At 71.0% G+C, this 14,278-nt stretch carries 13 protein-coding genes; 10 read left to right on the plus strand and 3 right to left on the minus strand.

What is annotated here, in order from left to right:
- Positions 1-26: 26 nt before the first annotated feature.
- From R9X44_RS11350 to R9X44_RS11370, 5 genes are all read left to right on the plus strand, one after another.
- The gene (locus R9X44_RS11350) at positions 27-1,271 is read left to right on the plus strand and encodes a YibE/F family protein (protein ID WP_319814018.1); all 1,245 of its coding nucleotides are present in this window, start codon (positions 27-29) and stop codon (positions 1,269-1,271) included.
- A 32-nt stretch (positions 1,272-1,303) separates the two neighbouring features.
- Positions 1,304-2,212 (plus strand): ATP-binding cassette domain-containing protein, encoded by a 909-nt coding sequence (locus R9X44_RS11355; protein WP_319814019.1) that lies wholly within the window; start codon positions 1,304-1,306, stop codon positions 2,210-2,212.
- Positions 2,209-3,375 (plus strand): ABC transporter permease, encoded by a 1,167-nt coding sequence (locus R9X44_RS11360; protein ID WP_319814020.1) that lies wholly within the window; start codon positions 2,209-2,211, stop codon positions 3,373-3,375. The genes R9X44_RS11355 and R9X44_RS11360 overlap by 4 nt, the downstream gene beginning before the upstream one ends.
- A gap of 73 nt (positions 3,376-3,448) precedes the next feature.
- Positions 3,449-3,694, plus strand: a complete 246-nt coding sequence (locus R9X44_RS11365; RefSeq protein ID WP_319814021.1) for a type B 50S ribosomal protein L31 — start codon at positions 3,449-3,451, stop codon at positions 3,692-3,694.
- 221 nt (positions 3,695-3,915) lie between these two features.
- Positions 3,916-4,146, plus strand: a complete 231-nt coding sequence (locus R9X44_RS11370; RefSeq protein WP_319814022.1) for a hypothetical protein — start codon at positions 3,916-3,918, stop codon at positions 4,144-4,146.
- Positions 4,147-4,352: 206 nt separating this feature from the next.
- Here the strand turns inward: R9X44_RS11370 and R9X44_RS11375 are convergent, their stop codons facing one another.
- On the minus strand, positions 4,353-6,698 hold the full coding sequence (locus R9X44_RS11375; protein ID WP_319814023.1) for a family 43 glycosylhydrolase: 2,346 nt from the start codon (positions 6,696-6,698) through the stop codon (positions 4,353-4,355).
- A gap of 139 nt (positions 6,699-6,837) precedes the next feature.
- Positions 6,838-7,611 carry an ABC transporter permease gene (locus tag R9X44_RS11380; RefSeq protein ID WP_413774930.1) on the minus strand — a complete coding sequence of 258 codons (774 nt, stop codon included), beginning with the start codon at positions 7,609-7,611 and terminating at the stop codon, positions 6,838-6,840.
- A 53-nt stretch (positions 7,612-7,664) separates the two neighbouring features.
- Here R9X44_RS11380 and R9X44_RS11385 point away from each other — a divergent pair, with 53 nt between their 5' ends.
- From R9X44_RS11385 to R9X44_RS11405, 5 genes are all read left to right on the plus strand, one after another.
- On the plus strand, positions 7,665-7,958 hold the full coding sequence (locus R9X44_RS11385) for a UBP-type zinc finger domain-containing protein (protein ID WP_319814025.1): 294 nt from the start codon (positions 7,665-7,667) through the stop codon (positions 7,956-7,958).
- Positions 7,955-9,622, plus strand: coding sequence for an FAD-dependent oxidoreductase (locus R9X44_RS11390; RefSeq protein ID WP_319814026.1), 1,668 nt, complete (start codon positions 7,955-7,957; stop codon positions 9,620-9,622). Before R9X44_RS11385 ends, R9X44_RS11390 begins: the two co-directional genes overlap by 4 nt.
- Entirely contained in the window at positions 9,619-11,166 is a 1,548-nt protein-coding gene (locus R9X44_RS11395) for an ATP-binding protein (protein ID WP_319814027.1), read from the plus strand. The genes R9X44_RS11390 and R9X44_RS11395 overlap by 4 nt, the downstream gene beginning before the upstream one ends.
- On the plus strand, positions 11,147-12,025 hold the full coding sequence (locus R9X44_RS11400) for a hypothetical protein (RefSeq protein ID WP_319814028.1): 879 nt from the start codon (positions 11,147-11,149) through the stop codon (positions 12,023-12,025). Before R9X44_RS11395 ends, R9X44_RS11400 begins: the two co-directional genes overlap by 20 nt.
- A gap of 148 nt (positions 12,026-12,173) precedes the next feature.
- Positions 12,174-12,785: a TetR/AcrR family transcriptional regulator gene (locus R9X44_RS11405; RefSeq protein ID WP_319814226.1), complete on the plus strand. Its 612-nt coding sequence runs from the start codon at positions 12,174-12,176 to the stop codon at positions 12,783-12,785.
- On the opposite strand, the gene R9X44_RS11410 is transcribed toward R9X44_RS11405, so the two are convergent.
- Entirely contained in the window at positions 12,779-14,188 is a 1,410-nt protein-coding gene (locus R9X44_RS11410; protein WP_319814029.1) for a FadR/GntR family transcriptional regulator, read from the minus strand. The two genes, R9X44_RS11405 and R9X44_RS11410, sit on opposite strands and share 7 nt — an antisense overlap.
- Positions 14,189-14,278 lie beyond the last annotated feature (90 nt).

The raw sequence follows: 14,278 nt of genomic DNA on the forward strand, positions 1-14,278 counted from the left end.
CACCGACCCCCGAGGAGCAGCACAGCATGGGCGCAGGCCACCACCACGGACCTGCCGGGTCCGAGCCGCACGGCTCGGTGCGCTGGGCGCTGGCGCTGATCGTCCCGCTCGCGCTGGCGACGCTCGCCGGGCTCGTGTGGCTGTGGCCGTCCGACTCCCCCTCCGACGCGCCCTCCACCGGCACCCTTTCGCGCCACAAGGCGACGGTCGTAGAAGTCGTCCTGGGCGCGTGCGCCAAGCCCGCCGACGCGCCCATCGACCTTGGCGGCGAGCCCGTCGTGGAGGCCGAGCCCGTCGACCCGCGCCGCTGCGGCACCGCGACGCTCCAGCTCACATCGGGCCCCCAGGACGGCCAGTACGCGTCGGTGAACCTGCCGACGGGTCCCGGCAGCCACGTCTACGAGGCGGGCGACGACGTCCTGGTGATCGAGACGCCCGGCGTCGAGGGCGTCGACCGGTTCCAGCTGTCCGACCACGACAGGTCCGACGCGCTGTGGACCGTCGCCGCCGCGTTCGTCCTCGCGGTCGTCGCGTTCGGCAGGTGGCGCGGCCTCGCGGCGCTCGCGGGTCTGGCGATCACGTTCACGCTGCTCGTGCTGTTCCTCATCCCGGCGATCCTCGCGGGCAGCCCGCCCCTGCTCGTCGCGATCGTCTGCGCCGCGGCGGTCATCCTCGCGGTGCTCTACCTGACGCACGGGTTCAGCCCGACGACCACGCTCGCCGTCCTCGGCACGCTCGCCGCGCTCGCCCTCACCGGAATCCTCGCGACCGCCGCGATCGGCCTCGCCCACCTCAACGGGATCACCGACGAGAGCAGCTTCTACCTCGACTACAACTACGCGATCAACACCCAGGGCCTGCTGCTGGCGAGCATCATCATCGGCTCGCTCGGCGTCCTTGACGACGTCACCGTCACGCAGGCGGCGACGGTCAGGGAGCTGGCGGCGGCGAACCCGTCCTATGGTTTCGGCGACCTGTACCGGGCGGGCGCGCGGGTGGGCAGGGCGCACATCGCGTCGGTGATCAACACGATCGTGCTGGCGTACGCGGGCGCGTCGCTGCCGCTGCTGCTGCTGTTCCGGATCGGCGAGCAGTCGGTCGGCGAGGTGCTGACCAACCCTGTGGTCGCGCAGGAGATCGTGCGCAGCGCGGCCGGGACGCTCGGGCTGATCGCCGCGGTGCCGCTGACGACCGCGCTCGCCGCCTTCACCGCGTCACGGAACCGCGGTATCGCGACCGCCCTCCCGACCCGTACACCCGAACGAATTTGACAGATCACTTATTACTGGCATTTTCCCATGTCATGGGAAATCTTGTTCTCGACCGTGTCTCCAAGAGCTACGGTGCGCGCCATGCCCTGGCGGGACTTGGCTTCGAGGTGAAGGAAGGCGAGCTCTTCGGCTTCGTCGGCAGCAACGGGGCGGGCAAGACGACCGCGATGCGGATCGTGCTGGGCGTCCTTGCCGCCGACTCCGGCGAGATCCGCTGGGACGGCGCGCCGATCGACGACGCGGTGCGCCGATCGATCGGGTACATGCCGGAAGAGCGCGGTCTGTATCCGAAGATGAAGGTCCGCGAGCAGTTGGTGTATCTCGCCCGGCTTCGCGGGCTTTCCGCCGCCGCCGCGCGCACCTCCACCGACGCCTGGCTTGAGCGGCTCGGCGTCGCGGAACGCGCCGACGACGAGGTGCAGAAGCTCAGCCTCGGCAACCAGCAGCGCGTCCAGCTGGCCGCCGCGCTGGTACACGACCCCAAGCTGCTCGTCCTTGACGAACCCTTCTCCGGGCTCGATCCCGTCGCCGTCGACGTCATGAGCGAGGTGCTGAAGGAGAAGGCGGCCGAGGGCGTTCCCGTCGTCTTCTCCAGCCACCAGCTCGACCTCGTGGAACGGCTGTGCGACCGGGTCGGGATCGTGCGCGCGGGCCGCCTCGTCGCGCTCGGCAGCGTCGCTGAGCTGCGCGAGGGCGGGGAGGCCCGGCTCGTCGTCCGGGTCGCGGACGCCGCGCCGGACTGGGCGTCGGCGGTCCCCGGCTTCACCCTTGACGCGCCCGACACCTACGCCGTCGCGCCCGACGCCGACGACCAGGCCCTGCTGCGCGCCGCGCTGGACGCCGGACGCGTCACCGAGTTCGCCTGGCGCAGGCCCACTTTGACGGAACTGTTCCGCGAGGCCGTCGCGGGCGAACCCACCCCCGAGGAGGAGGCCGCGTGAACGCGCTGCCGGAGATCTGGCTCGTCGCGTCGCGGGAGCTCGCGCGGATCAGGTCGCGCATGTTCGTCTTCGTGACCGGCGGCATGATGGTGCTGATCGTCGGCGCGCTCGTCGCGGTCAAGCTGCTCGGCGGCTCCACGCCCACGGCTGTCGGTTTTGTCGACTCGGCGACCCGCGCCCAGGTCGTCGCGGTGGCCGAGGCGGCGGGGCTGGACATCGCGCCGCGCTCGGTCGAGTCCGAGGCCGTCGGCGAGAAGCTGGTGATCGACGGGGAGCTCGACGCGCTCGTCCTGGACGGGCCGCTCCGCATCGTCGTCGAGAAGGAGCCCGACAGCGCGCTGCACGGCACGCTCACCGCCCTCGCCCGGCAGGCCGCGCTCGACGCGCAGCTCACCGGTGCGGGCCTCGATCCGAACGCGGTCGCCGCGTCCGTCGCGGCGGCGGATGTCCAGGTGGTGTCGCTCAAGGGGGAAGACGACCTTTTCGACCAGCGTCTCGGCATTTCCGCCGGATTGTCGGTCATCCTTTTCATCGTGCTCCAGACGACGGGGCTGCTCGTCGCGCAGGGCGTGGTCGAGGAGAAGGCGAGCCGGGTGGTCGAGCTGCTGCTCAGCGCGGTGCGGCCGTGGCGGCTCATGGCGGGCAAGGTGCTCGGCCTCGGCATCGTCGGGCTCGTCCAGATCGGGCTCGTCGTGGTGGCGGGCGTCGGCGCGCAGGCCGCGACGGACGTGCTCGGGATCTCCTTCGGCGCGCTGCTCGGCACCGCGGTCTGGTCGCTCGCCTGGTTCCTGCTCGGGTACACGATCTACGCGCTGCTGTACGCGTCGGCTTCGGCGACGGTCTCGCGGCAGGAGGAGATCGGCGGGGTGACCGCGCCCATCCAGATCCTGCTGATCGTGCCGTACATGCTGGCGTTCGCCGTCGTCCCTGCCGATCCCGACGGGACCGCCGCGCGCGTCGCGTCCTATATCCCGTTCTTCTCCCCCATCCTCATGCCGGTGCGCAGCGCGTTCGGCGTGCCGTGGTGGGAGCAGATCTTGGCGATGCTCCCGGCCCTGGCGCTGATCGCCGGCCTGATCTGGTTCGCGGGCCGGGTGTACAGCTACTCGGTGCTGCGGATGGGCGGCCGGGTGTCGCTCGGCGACGCGCTCCGGGGCCGCTGAGCCCCGGGAATGGGGGCGGGCGCGGGCTTGTTGTGCCGGGCGTGACGGTTTCCGACGACGAGAGGACCAAGGTATGAAGCAGGGCATCCACCCCGAGTACCGGACCGTCGTCTTCCGCGACAAGAGCGCCGACAGCGCGTTCCTGACGCGCTCGACGATGACGAGCGACAAGACGATCGAGTGGACGGACGGCAACACCTACCCCGTCGTTGACGTCGACGTCTCCTCGGCGAGCCACCCGTTCTACACGGGACGCGGCCGCACCATCGACACCGCGGGCCGCATCGAGCAGTTCAAGCGCCGGTACGGCAAGCGCTAGCGACCCGGTACAGGGCACAGGGGGCGGATCTTCCGGGATCCGCCCCTTCCGCGTCTCCGGGGCCGGAAACGGCGGCCGGAATGACGGAAAGGTGACCTGGGTCATGGGCGGGAAGAGGCGAACCCCAAGTCCGGGCAATGAAAGGCCAGGTCCACTTCTTTCACTCTATTCACGGACATAACGTAGTCAGTGTCAGAGAAAGAAGATTAAGGGGATTCACCATGAAGGTCATGCCGCTGGTCGCCGCCGCGACCCTCGCCCTCAGCGGACTCGTCACCCCCGCCGCCTACGCCGCCCCCGCCCAGCAGGCCGACTGCCGGACCTACTCGAGCGTCTCGGTCTGCGGCGAGCTCACCCTCGACGCCACCCAGCAGCAGTGCGTCACCAACGCGGTCGGCCAGGGCATGACCGAGCGCAGGGCCGAGGTCGAGTGCACCGCGTTCGGCTCCTGACCCGGCGGGGACGCCTCCCCGCGCGAAGAACCCCGCACAGCCCCTCGACAACAGAAGATCTCCCGCGATCCGCCGAGACACCTTCCGCCATTAGCCGGCGGTTCGCGGGATCAGCGGCGAAAGCGCGTCCACCGGAAATCCGACGGACGCGCTTTCGCTTTTCTGCGCCTTTACCGGCGCTTAAGGAATATCCGCACCTTGTCGTTTCATGACCCGGCGAGCCGGAACGTCCGGACATAGTCGAACTGGGCGGTCGCCCCCGCCGCGTTCATGGACACCAGGCCGATCCTCGGCTTGGTCCGGTAGGGGGTGGACCAGGCTCCCGCCCACGTCCAGTGCGTGCCGTCGGTGCTGGAGGCGGCCCTGACGCGGTTCTCGCCGTCCACCACCGTGTAGGCGAGGCGCAGCCACAGGACCGACGTCGCGGGCCCGCCGAACATCGGACCGCTGTAGACCGCCTCGGGCGGGGTGGCCGTGAGACGTTCGGCCTCCTTGTTGAACTCGGTCTGGTGCAGGAACGCCCCTCCCCCGTTCTGGAGCGGCAGGATCGAGTGGGCGAGCTTGAAGAACCGGTTGTCGTTCTCGTAGAGGACGATCCCCGCCTGCTGGTTGCCGGTCCGTCCGTCGAAGGTCAGCTTGGTCTCGACCAGGAAGTCGCCGTCGGGGGCGTCGCGCAGCAGGACGGACGCGCTGTTGTCGTTGCGGTACAGCTCGGCGGCCTGGGTGGGCCAGGTGAGGACGCCTCCCCCGGTCACCGCCGCGGTGGCCTTCTCGCCCCTGATCCAGCTCCAGGCGGCGTCGGAGACCTCGGGACGGCCTGTGCCGTCGAACTCGTCGGAGTGGGCGGTCAGCGGGGTTCCGGGCTGCGGCTCGGGAGCGCGCTGGGTGACCGGCTTGTACAGGTCGGCCGCGCCGAGGTTGTCGGCGTCGACCCTGCCGCCGCTGGTGGCCGCGCCGATCCTGCCGAAGTCGGGCGCGCCGGACGGCAGCGTCAGGGTGATCTCCGCGACGGGGTCGCGCAGCCGGTCCGCCGACAGGGCGGCGGTGATCGCGTTCCCGCGCCGCTCGACTGCGACGTTGTGCCAGGCGGTGTAGGCGAATCCGGCGGGCAGCGGCGCGGTCTGCTCGGTCGTCACGCCCTTGATCGTCGTCGCGACGGTGAACAGGCCGCGCGCACGGTCGATCCAGGCGATCACCGAGTTCTTGTCGTTCTTGTGCGCGACGACGAGCCCGGCGGCGCCGCCCGTGCCGGTCCCGAGCCGGAGGTCGCCCTCGATCCGGACGTCGCCCTTGACCTGCTTCTTGGCGAGCTGGAGGGAGGCTCCGGAGGCCGGGGAGGCGAGGTGGCCGCCCGCATCCGGGTCGGTGGCGATCTTCCAGTCGGTGAACCAGCCGGAAAGCGGGTTCTGGCCGTTGAAGTCGCCGCCCTCGGCGAACTCGGTCACCGGGGCCTGCTGCCGGGTGCTCGACGGACCCGCGCCCGCCCGCACGACGGGCCAGCCGTCGATCCAGTCGAGCCTGTCGATCAGCATCGGGCGGCGGCTCAGGTTGTTGAGGGTGCCTCCCCAAGGGCCGGTCACCGGGGGAAGGTCGGGGTTGGCGGTCGGGATCGCGTGGTAGACGAGCCAGTCCTGACCGGAAAGGTCGGTCTGGAAGGAGTTGTGGCCGGGGCCCGCCCAGGTGTCGCCGTTGGACGCCAGGACGATGCCGTCCTTGCTGGTCAGGTCCATCAGGTCGAGGCCGCTGGGGGTCACGAAGGGGCCGAGGGGGTTGTCGGCCCGGCCGACCTTGACGGTGTAGCCGCTGAACGCGCCGTCGCAGCAGCCGCCGTCGGAGTAGAAGAGGTAGTACCAGCCGTCGCGGCGGACCACGTAGCCGCCTTCGGCGCGGCGGCCGCGCGCGATCTGGGTGACGGGGCCGACGAGCGCGGTGGCGTCGGCGTTGGTCTTGGCGACGCAGATGGTGTCGTAGCTGCCCCAGTACAGGTAGTGCTGGCCGCCCACGTCGGTGAACAGGGACTGGTCGATGTTGCCGGTGGGGCAGCCGCTTCCGCCGGCCGGGATGAGGCGGCCCCGGTCCGTCCAGGGGCCCGCCGCGCTGGGGCTCGTCGCGAGGCCGACGCCGCCCGTGGAAAGCGAGTACGTCAGGTGGTAGACGCCGTCGACGTAGCGGATGTCGGGGGCCCAGGGGCGGGTGCCTGAGGGCCACCAGGAGGGGCGGTCGGCGAACGTGAAGACCTCGCCGACGAAGCTCCAGTTGACCATGTCGGCGGAGCGGACGACGGGCAGGATGCGTTCCCGGGTGTCGCCCTTGTCGTTGAACACCCCGTTCGTGGTGCCGTAGGCGTACCAGAGGCCGTCCTTGGCCTTGATGATCGCGGGGTCGGGGAAGGTGTCGACGACGCCCGCCGTGACGGGGTTGGTGAAGCCGTCAGAGGGCTTGGCGAGGGCGGGGGCGGAGGGCGCGGCGGCGAGCCCGGCGGCGGTCACGAGCGCGGCGAAGGCCGCCGCGACGCGCGTTCGCAGACCGGCAGGGCCGATCGAACTGATCACTGTGTTCCCTTTAATGCCGATACTTCGGAGGAAATCTCCGCTGGCGCAGAGGACATTAACGATCAATAAGCCCGATTTCCAGACCTGCAAAGTAGGATTTATGGTGGCCTGTGTCACACATGACCCGCCGACGGACCCGTCAGCGGAAGGCGCGCACGGACAGCTCGGTCGTCAGCGCGACCGCGACGGACTGGACCGCGAGCAGCCCCGCGAGGACGACGAGCTGGACCACCGCCGCCTGGACCGGGCTCGCCCCGCCCAGCAGCATCCCGACGAAGGCACCGGGCAGCGTCACGAGGCCGACCGTGCGGGTCTGGTCGAGGGCCGGGATCAGGGAGGTCGCGGCGGCAGGGCGGCAGATCTCCAGGGCGGCCTGGCGGTCGCTGAAGCCGAGGGAGAGCGCCGCCTCCACCTCGCCCCTGCGGGTTTCGAGCTCGTCGCGGCAGCGGCGTCCGCACAGCGCGGTGACGGTCATCGCCCCGCCGACCAGGATGCCCGCGACCGGGATCACCGCGAGTCCCTGCGGCGGCACGAGACCCGTCCCGAGCAGCAGCGCGAGCACCGGCACCGTCCCGCCGAGCAGCGGCAGCACCGCCCACCAGGCCCGGCCGCGCCACCACGCCCCCGACGCGCCGGGCCGCGAGGCGTCGCCCACCCGGGAGGCCGCGGTGTAGCCCGCCACCGCGTGCATCGCGACGACGAACAGGACAGTCGCCCACAGCCGGGTCGCCACCTGGCTGATCAGCAGCGCGACGACGCCGAGCTGGACCGCCGCCCTCGCCCCCGCGGTGATCGCCGCCCTGCCGTGGCCGAGCCCGGCGAGGGCCGCGACCGCCGCCGCCAGCAGGACGAGGCCCACCACGACGGCATAGAGCAGGGGTCCGGGGGTGAAAAGGCTGGTCACCTCGGCCATTATCGGCCCCCCGCGCGGTGACCTGTGACACGACCGGAACGTATGATCGTTTCATGGGACAGACCTGCACACACCTGGATCAGATCAAGGCCGACGCCCGGCCTTCGTCTGAAGGCTGTGAGGACTGCCTGCGTACCGGGGGACGCTGGGTGCATCTGCGGATGTGCCGGACCTGCGGGCACGTCGGCTGCTGTGACTCATCGCCGAACACACACGCCACCGCGCACTTCCACACCACCGACCATCCGCTGATCAGCTCCTACGAGCCCGGCGAGGACTGGACCTGGTGTTACAAGGACGACACGGGCTTCCGTGTCGACGGACTCAAGGACTTCAGCCACCCATGAGCGACGCGGAGCGGCCGGTCCTCCTGTCGGTGGACGACGATCCGTCGGTGTCCCGGGCCGTGGCCCGGGACCTGCGGCGCAAGTACGGGCAGGACTTCCGGGTGATCAGGGCGGAGACGCCCGAGACCGGGCTCGACGCGCTGAAGGAGCTGAAACTCAAGGGCGCGAGGGTCGCGGTGATCCTCGCCGACTATCGGATGCCGGAGATGTCGGGCATCGAGTTCCTTGAGACGGCGATGGACATCTATCCCAGGGCCCGTCGCGCGCTGCTCACCGCCTACGCCGACACCGACGCGGCCATCGCGGCGATCAACGTGGTGGACGTCGACCACTACCTGCTCAAGCCGTGGGACCCGCCGGAGGAGAAGCTGTACCCGGTGGTCGACGCGATGATCGACTCCTATCTCGACGCGCCCGACATCAACGCCGCCGAGACCAAGGTCATCGGGCACCGGTGGTCGCCCCCGTCGTTCAAGGTGCGCGACTTCCTCGCCCGCAACGCCGTCCCCTACCGGTGGTTCCAGATCGACGAGCCCGAGGCGTTGCGGCTGCTCCAGGCCGCGAACCTCGATCCGACGGCCGAGCTTCCCGTGGTCGTCACGCCCGATGGAGGGGCGCTGGTCGCGCCGTCCACCGGGCAGCTCGCGTCGGCCGTGGGGCTGGCGACGACCCCGGAGACCGATCTGTACGACCTCGTCGTCGTCGGCGGCGGGCCCGCCGGCCTCGGCGCTGCCGTGTACGGGGCGTCGGAGGGGCTGCGGACGCTCCTTGTCGAGCGGTACTCCACCGGGGGGCAGGCCGGGCAGTCGTCCCGGATCGAGAACTACCTGGGGTTCCCCGACGGCGTCAGCGGCGGCCAGCTCACCGACCGGGCGCGCCGCCAGGCCGTCAAGTTCGGCACCGAGATCCTCACCAGCCGCGACGCCGTCGGCCTGCGCGCGCACGGTCCCGGCCGGGTCCTCGTCTTCGGCGACGGCCGCGAGATCACCGCGCACACCGTGATCATCGCGACCGGGGTGCAGTACCGGGAGCTCGACGCCCCGGGCGTCGCGGAGCTCACCGGACGCGGCGTGTACTACGGCTCCGCCATGACCGAGGCGGCCTCCTGCCAGGGCGACGACGTCTACATCGTCGGCGGCGCGAACTCGGCGGGGCAGGCCGCGGTGTTCTTCTCGCGGGTCGCCAAGTCGGTCACCCTGCTGGTGCGGGGGCGGTCGCTGGAAGACAGCATGTCGTACTACCTGATCGAGCAACTGAGGGCGATCGGCAACGTCCGGGTGCGGCTCGGGACGACGGTCGCGCAGGCGCACGGATCGGACAACCTCGAGGGGCTGACGCTGCGGACTCCCGAGGGGGCCGAGGAGCGCGTCGAGGCGAGCCACATGTTCGTGTTCATCGGCGCGCAGCCCCGCACCGACTGGCTCGCCGACGTGGTCGAACGCGACGAGCACGGCTTCATCAGGACCGGTGCCGACCTCGTCGTAGATGGGCGGATGCCGCGAGGGTGGCCTCTGGAACGTGATCCGTGGCCCTTGGAGTCGAGCCTCCCCGGCGTGTTCGTCGCCGGGGACGTTCGTGCTGAGTCCGTCAAAAGGGTCGCCTCGGCCGTGGGGGACGGGGCGATGGCGGTCTCGCTCGCGCACCGGTACCTGGGGTCGTCATGAGCCTCGCCGAACGCGACGGCACCCTGACGCCCGAGGAGCTGCGCGGGCTGTTCCTGTTCGAATCCCTTGACGACGAGCAGCTCGGGTGGATCGCCGAGCACGGCTGGACCGCCTCGGCCCCCGCCGACACGATCGTGATGACCGAGGGCGAACCCGGCGACTACCTCGTCCTGCTCCTTTCCGGCACCATCGCGCTCAGCCGCAGGATCGGCGTCGACGACGTCGAGACCAACCGGACCGACCAGGTCGGCGTGTACGCGGGCGCGGTGCGGTCCTACATCGGGGCCGAACAGAAGACCGGCTACCCCGCGTCGGTGAAGGCGTGCTCGGACTGCAGGTTCTTCGTGCTGCCCAGCGAGGACTTCGCCTGGCTGATGCGCACCTGGTTCCCGATGGCCACCCACCTGCTCGAGGGCCTGTTCCTCGGCCTGTCCAACAGCCAGACCATCGTCAACCAGCGCCAGCAGCTGCTCGCGCTCGGCTCGCTCAGCGCCGGGCTCACCCACGAGCTCAACAACCCCGCCGCGGCGGCCGTGCGGGCCACGTCGCGGCTGCGCGAGCGGGTCGAGGGCATGCGGCACAAGCTCGCGATGCTCGCGCACGGGCAGATCGACCCGAGGCTGCTCACCCTCCTTGTCGACGTGCAGGAGGAGGCCGTCCGCGGCATCGCCGACGCGCCGCAGCTCAGCGCGGTCGAGGAGTCCGAGCGCGAGGACGAGATCGCCGACTGGCTCGAGGACCACGACTGCGGGACGCCCTGGGAGACCGCGCCGATCTTCGTCGCGGCCGGGCTCGGCACCGACTTCCTCGACCGGGTCGAGGCCGACGCGCCGCCCGACCTCCTCGAAGGTTCGCTCCGCTGGCTCGCCTACACGCTCGAATCCGAACTGCTGCTCGGCGAGATCACCGACTCGGTCAACCGGATCTCCGGGCTGATCCAGGCGGCCAAGCAGTACTCCCACATGGACCGCTCGCCGTTCGAACGCGCCGACATCCACACCGGGCTGGAGAGCACCCTCGTCATGCTCAACGGCAAGCTGGAGGGCCTCGAGGTCGTCACCGACTTCGACCGCACCCTCCCGCCCGTCCCGATCTACGCGGGCGAGCTGAACCAGGTCTGGACGAACCTCATCGACAACGCCGTCCAGGCCATGCACGGCTCAGGCACCCTCACCATCCGCACCGCGCGCGACGGCGACCGCGTCAGGGTCGACATCGCCGACACCGGCCCCGGCATCCCCGAGGCGATCCGACACCGCATCTTCGAACCCTTCTTCACCACCAAGCCCGTCGGCCAGGGCACCGGCCTCGGCCTCGACATCTCCTACCGCATCATCGTCAACCGCCACGGCGGCGACCTCACCGTCACCTCCACCCCCGGCCACACCCTCTTCTCCACCCACCTCCCCCTAACCGAACGCCCCCCAACCCAACCCCACACCCCCCAATCCCCCCACCCACCAGCACAAACGACATTACGGATACGCACCACACCCAAACCACAACCCTCAGTAGCATCACGCCGTGCCCAGTTCCCAGCATGAGGCGCTGCACCGCATTTTCCAGGAAGACACCGGCCTGGTGATCCGTGTCCTGGAAAGCGTGCTCAACCTCGATATGCCGACCCCCGAGAAGATCGAGATCCTCAGCACCGATCTCACCGAACTGTCCCCTATCTCCCGGTGGCCCGACACCCTCCTGCGGGTCGACTCCCCCGACGGACCGATGATCATGATCATCGAGGCCCAGACCGACCCCTCGGACAACAAGCACCGCAGATGGGCCCGCTACATCGCCCACCTCCAGGACGTCTACGCGTGCGACGTCTCCCTCGTCGTCACGTGCCGGAAGGCCACGACGGCGCGCTGGGCGGCCGAGCCGTTCGAGATCGGGCCGCGCTCGTGGCGGTCCATGACCGTCCGCCCGCTGGTGCTCGGGCCGGACAACGTCCCGGTGATCACGACCACCGAGGAGGCCGTCCGCGACGTGCCCCTCACCGTCCTGTCCGCGCTGGTCCACGGTGGTTCCCGGCGCGCGGATGTCATACTTGAGGTGCTAGCGGCCTCGCTCGCCACCATCGACCTGAGCCAGGCCATCCACCTGGCCGAGTTCACCGAGGGCGGTTTGGGCGAGGGCCCGGCCCGCCAGAAGTGGAGAACCCTCATGGCGACCAAGCCCTACGACTACGTTTCCCAGACCCGCCTCGAAGGCCGTGCTGAAGGCCGCGCCGAGGGCCGGGCGGAGGGGGCGGTGAAGAGTCTGTTGATCGTGCTCGATGGGCGTGGGATCGCGCTCAGCGAGGAGCAGCGGCGGCTGATCAGCGAGACGACCGACGCGGACCAGCTCGCGCGGTGGCTCAGGCGCGCCGCGACCGCGGAGAGCGCGGACGAGTTGTTCGGCTGAGTTCGGGCGGTACGGCGGTCGGGGCCCGTTGATCGTGGGCGGGCCCCGGCGGATGATGGGTGGGTGGGGGGTTGTGGGGGGTCGGTAGGGTCGGGGGGTGGGTTCTCGGTTTGAGGTTGATGGCGGAGAGGTGTCGGACGGGCGGCGGGTGGGGCCCGGTCGGCCTCGGCGGTATGGGGAGGTTGAGGAGCTTGAGCTGATTCTTGAGGCGGCGTTCCGGGCGGTGCGGCGCAAGGGGTATTCGGATGTGACCGTCGCGGACGTGCTCGCTGAGGCGGGGGTGGCGCGGCGGTCGTTCTACCGGCACTTCGAGTCCAAGGACGAGCTGATCACCGCGATGTTCCGGCGTGAGGCCGCGCGGTTCACCGCCGCCGTCACCCGGGCCGTGCGGGAGGCGCCGACGCCCGCCGAGGCGCTGGTGACGTGGGTCGACGAGATCCTCGCGCTGGCGTTGAGCCCGTCGAAGGCGCGCAGGGCGCAGGTGTTCGCCGCGAACTCCGCGCCCCGGCACTCGGCCGACGACGCGCGCCACACCTACGGCCCGCTGATCGCGCTGCTCGCCGAGACGCTGCGGGACGGGGCCGACGCGGGCGCGCTCACCTGCGCTAGGCCCAAGGCCGACGCCCGGCTCATCAGCGCCGCGACCTGGGAGACCCTCGCCCTGCTGCGCGCCGAGCCCGACGACGCCGTCCGGCAGGAGATCCGCGCCGACCTGCTGTCGTTCGCGCGCCGCGCCCTCGGCCTGCCCGACGGTCAGTAGAGCCGGGCGAACGCCTCGGCGAGTTCGCGGCGCGCGCGGTGCCTGGCCAGGGAGTCGTCTCCGGCGATGACGGCCTCGGCGACCCGCGCGTAGGAGCGCCGCGACCACCGGGACAGCTCGACGGCGTCGGGCACCGCGCCGCCCTCGGCGCGCATCCCGCGCAGGTGCCGTCCGGCCAGCTCAGTGACGATGTGCAGGAACAGGGTGAGGACGGGGTTGCCCGCGAGGTCGGCGAGTTCGGTGAAGGTGACGCGTCCGGAGGCGGCGTCGTCGCGCCCCGCCTCCACGGCCGCCGCGAGCCGCCGGGCGACGCGCGGCTCCGCGCGGCGGGCGAGCACGAGGTCGAGGCAGCCGAGTTCGATGGCCTCGCGTACCGCGTGCAGGTCCTCGCGGGTGGCGCGCCGGTAGTCGAGGTAGAGGGCCATCATCTCCACCGCCGCCGAAGGCTCAGGCTCGGTGACCACGAGCCCCCCGGACGGCCCGCGCCGCATCGTCGCGACGGCGTGGTGCTCGAGGACCCGGATCGCCTCGCGCAGCACCGCCCTGCTGACCCCGTACCTGGTGAGGAGCTCGGTCTCGGTCCCCAGGAACTCCCCCACGGGCCAGCCCCGATGCACCACCTCATTGTGGACGCGGACGGCGAGCAGTTCGCTCATCTTGGCGTCGCCGTCGGGGGCTGGCGCGGGCCTGTCCTGCCGCAGCGCGCGGTCGCGTGACGGGTGCGCCGCGACGTACCCGGCGACGCCTTCCAGGTACCGGGTCGTGGCCGAGCGCGCTTCATGGGCGTCGCCTGCGACGACGGCCTCCACGATCCGTCTACGGGCCTGTTCGACGGACTCCCCCACGGGCGCGGCCCTTCCGGCGACCTCCCCCGCGGCGAACCTGTCGGTGAGCGCGATGAGGACGTGCAGGAACAGCCTGAGCACCGGGTTGCCGGACAGCTCGCCGAGGGTGGCGTGGAAGACGTCCATCGCGGGGATGTCGGCGGGCGCGCCGGGCCGCTGACCTGGCGGCATCGCCTTGGCGCGCAGCGGCGCGATGTCGTCCTCGCCGAGGCGGGCGGCGGCCCCGGCGGCGGCGAGCGGTTCGAGCAGCAGCCGCGCCCTGACGAGGTCGGCGACGCTGGTGCCGCCGTGCTCCAGGTAGAGGATGATCGCGCGGGTGGCGGGTCCGTGGTCGGGCGCGGTGACGTACAGGCCGCCTCCGTTGCCGCGCCGCATCCGCGCGGCCCTGTGATGCTCCACGAGGACGAGCGCCTCGCGCAGGACCGACCTGCTGACCTCGAGCCGTACCCGCAGTTCCTCCTCCGAGCCGAGGGGCGCGCCCACGGGCCATCCCGCGTCGGCGATCTCCTTCTCGATGCGCCGCGCGGTGCGCAGCGCGAGTTTGGCGTCGGCGTGCATTGCCTCTCCCGGCCGGTGCGTGCGCTTAAGAGTGTAAGAGACGGAGTGGCGATCAGCGATCACTTACGGAACATACCGCCAGAGTCTAGG

This window comes from Actinocorallia sp. A-T 12471 (assembly GCF_033875155.1).
In the GTDB taxonomy this organism is placed as follows: domain Bacteria; phylum Actinomycetota; class Actinomycetes; order Streptosporangiales; family Streptosporangiaceae; genus Actinocorallia.

Bases quoted from the DNA above. Each gene is read 5' to 3' on its own strand.
- R9X44_RS11355 (WP_319814019.1), top strand. From the start codon at position 1,304: ATGGGAAATCTTGTTCTCGACCGTGTCTCCAAGAGCTACGGTGCGCGC.
- R9X44_RS11395 (WP_319814027.1), top strand. From the start codon at position 9,619: ATGAGCCTCGCCGAACGCGACGGCACCCTGACGCCCGAGGAGCTGCGC.
- R9X44_RS11410 (WP_319814029.1), bottom strand. From the start codon at position 14,188: ATGCACGCCGACGCCAAACTCGCGCTGCGCACCGCGCGGCGCATCGAG.
- R9X44_RS11380 (WP_413774930.1), bottom strand. From the start codon at position 7,611: ATGGCCGAGGTGACCAGCCTTTTCACCCCCGGACCCCTGCTCTATGCC.
- R9X44_RS11365 (WP_319814021.1), top strand. From the start codon at position 3,449: ATGAAGCAGGGCATCCACCCCGAGTACCGGACCGTCGTCTTCCGCGAC.
- R9X44_RS11385 (WP_319814025.1), top strand. From the start codon at position 7,665: ATGGGACAGACCTGCACACACCTGGATCAGATCAAGGCCGACGCCCGG.
- R9X44_RS11350 (WP_319814018.1), top strand. From the start codon at position 27: ATGGGCGCAGGCCACCACCACGGACCTGCCGGGTCCGAGCCGCACGGC.
- R9X44_RS11390 (WP_319814026.1), top strand. From the start codon at position 7,955: ATGAGCGACGCGGAGCGGCCGGTCCTCCTGTCGGTGGACGACGATCCG.
- R9X44_RS11370 (WP_319814022.1), top strand. From the start codon at position 3,916: ATGAAGGTCATGCCGCTGGTCGCCGCCGCGACCCTCGCCCTCAGCGGA.